The sequence below is a fragment of the Megasphaera intestinihominis genome (assembly GCF_040096415.1).
In the GTDB taxonomy this organism is placed as follows: domain Bacteria; phylum Bacillota; class Negativicutes; order Veillonellales; family Megasphaeraceae; genus Megasphaera; species Megasphaera intestinihominis.
In genome coordinates, this window is record NZ_JBBMEU010000117.1 from 1 (window position 1) to 2604 (window position 2604).

Annotated in this window: 2 protein-coding genes and 1 pseudogene; all 3 read left to right on the forward strand. The window is 43.9% G+C overall.

Annotated elements, in window-relative coordinates; all coding sequences use genetic code 11:
- Positions 1 to 349 precede the first annotated feature (349 nt).
- Entirely contained in the window at positions 350 to 862 is a 513-nt protein-coding gene (locus WMO23_RS11130; protein WP_020309818.1) for a hypothetical protein, read from the forward strand.
- A 257-nt stretch (positions 863 to 1119) separates the two neighbouring features.
- Positions 1120 to 1308, forward strand: coding sequence for a hypothetical protein (locus tag WMO23_RS11135; RefSeq protein ID WP_147675848.1), 189 nt, complete (start codon positions 1120 to 1122; stop codon positions 1306 to 1308).
- 178 nt (positions 1309 to 1486) lie between these two features.
- Positions 1487 to 1726, forward strand: a pseudogene (locus WMO23_RS11525) (hypothetical protein); the annotation flags it as partial.
- Between the last annotated feature and the right edge of the window lie 878 nt (positions 1727 to 2604).

The following is a 2604-nucleotide window of genomic DNA, read 5'->3' on the forward strand; positions in this document are numbered from 1 at the left end:
CATGTAGGCGATGGGGAATAACGCTGGCAGTCTGCCATAAAAAATACACGGACATTGGCCGAATTGTAGGGGCTTCCCGTGGGAAGCCCGCCAGAGATATTCGACCACAGCCCGTTCGGGGATAATAACAGGATTTTACGATGGATACGAAAATGGCGATGTCGTCAGTTTGAGTCTGTAGCCGTATTTGAATTTCTTGTATTATGGGAATATCGGTTTATATTCTATTCACTCTGTTTCATGATATAATAAAAAATATAAGGATATCACGGAGCACGGAGCGATTATTGTGAGGCAGATTTTTTAGGACAATCAATTCCAAGTAAGATAATAAAAGAGATGAAACGGTATGAATATTTTTAGAAAAACTTTTTTCTTAATATTTGTGGTCTTTACTTGGTTGATACTATCAGGATTGATGCAGCCAACCGTACAAGCTGCTTCTCCTGCCACCAGTCACGAACAGAATATGACTTATGATCCAGGAGGATTCTGCGATTTGCACTGGGGTGAACCGCTGAATCAGATTAAGCAGGAATATCGGATGAAACTGCTTGGTTATTCATATGGTATGGCGAGGTATTGGGTGCTTATTCCCGATGCTCACGGTGAAATGTATCTACAGGGACCTGTCATGGCAAAGGCCTGTTTCTATGAAGGTCGTCTGTTAAGCATTACGATTTTCATGAATGGCGGTTTTGAAGAACGGGTTCGACACATTTCGCACCGTTATGGTACGCCCAGACGGTTTGAAGGGCTATATGTTTGGGAAGGCCCGTATACAACGATGTTACTCGGACAGGATGATAAAGGGATTACGCTGATGATGCTGAGCAATGTGTTAAAAAAAATTAGGATGTGAACTGCTTTTATATCGAAAAAATGTAAAATCATCCAGAAAAATAAGAAAGCGGCGTCCATTTCATTGTGAGTGGATGCCGCTTTTCTGTATCACATCAGTCATACGGCCCAGCCACTTCATCCGAACTGTCCTCTCCCATTGTCAGCGGCCTGTACGGGCCGGATAAAAAAAAACAGGGACGCGCATTGCCAGGAATGACAATGGCAAGACGTATTATGTGCCGGCTGACATGACCTATGAGGACTGGGAGAACATCTTTGTTACAAACATTATCATTAGATAAATGGAAAACTGCTCGTGAAGATGATATAATCAAATTACAAAAAGTGCCTAATAATTGGAAACTAATTTTAGGTAAGCACACCTTAGCTGATGACATAAAAGCCGCTAACACTAAGTATTCACAAGGAACTGAATATCAAATTAATTGTCAAAGGTGTGTGTAAATTTATGAATTACACCAACGAGGGTTTGATGTTGAGGCAGTGCCTAATATGGGCTCCAAAGATATTGTTTTGGGGAGTGAATGCTTCGCGGCACCGGAAGCGAACGAGGCTTATGCAGATGCCTCAGCTCGAATGTTTACTTTTAATGTAAATGAAGAAACAATAAGAATTAGACAATGCTCCTGATGGCTCACGTTACGTAATTTACATAGTGTGGAAGCAAACAGACTCCGCACATGTTTTCATTGCACAAAAAGATAACGGGATAATTAAGTATCTTGATTCACAGACTGGTATATTAGATGTTGGCTATTATTTTGCCCATGGTAAGCCTAGTAACTTTGGGTTTTATAGGATTGACGATAAGCCATTGGCAACGAATAAAAAAGTACTCGTTGCTACTGCAAAAGGAAAGTGATTTGCTATGAACGAAGCAAAAAAATAGCTATACAAAAAGGGTATAATACAGCGGAACGTATTGGAACATGGAAGGATTATATTGTGTATTCACCAGTGATACTACCAATTAACGGAATTGTTCCGCCAACCGGTTTACCTTGCTTTATTGTTGAGAAAGATAATGAGTACAGCTGGGTCTCTGGGCAAAAAGCCTTTCAGATTATGAATGAGCTAGTACGATAACAGAAAAAATCACATTCTTTTTAACACTCATAAGTGGGTGCTTTTTTTCATGCCCAGATCAGGAAGTCATCATGCATTTAGACTGGTACAATAAGCTTCCACGGAAGGCGGGGCCGCTTAAACAAGTTCATCATTTCAACGTCTGAATAATCAGGTGCTTTTTTTATCACATCGGCCTGCCATCAAAAATTCATCAAAAATACGCGGCCAGCGGCCGTATGCGTTGGGCCAGCCCGGGCAGCCTTTTTGGCCCGTCAGGTGCCGACCGACGGAAGGTGCAGGACGGCTGCCAAAACGGACAGCTGTGGCTGGCGGCCCGCTGCGAGATTCGATTACAGCCCATTCGGGTGTAATGGCAGGCCTTTACGAACCACGAATCACTAACCACGAGCCACTGCTTTTTTCGGACTCAGATGCGGCTACGCCGCGACAGACTCAAACTAACAACGACGCTTTGGGAAGCCCTCAGCGCGTAGCGGGCCGCCCGCCGCCGCTATTCGTTCTGGAAACGGTCTTGGCCCCTCCCGATGGTCGGTACTTGACGGGCTAGAAAGGCTTTGGGACGGCCCCTACGGTATCGCATGTAGGCGATGGGGAATAACGCTGGCAGTCTGCCATAAAAAATACACGGACATTGGCCGAATTGTAGGGGCT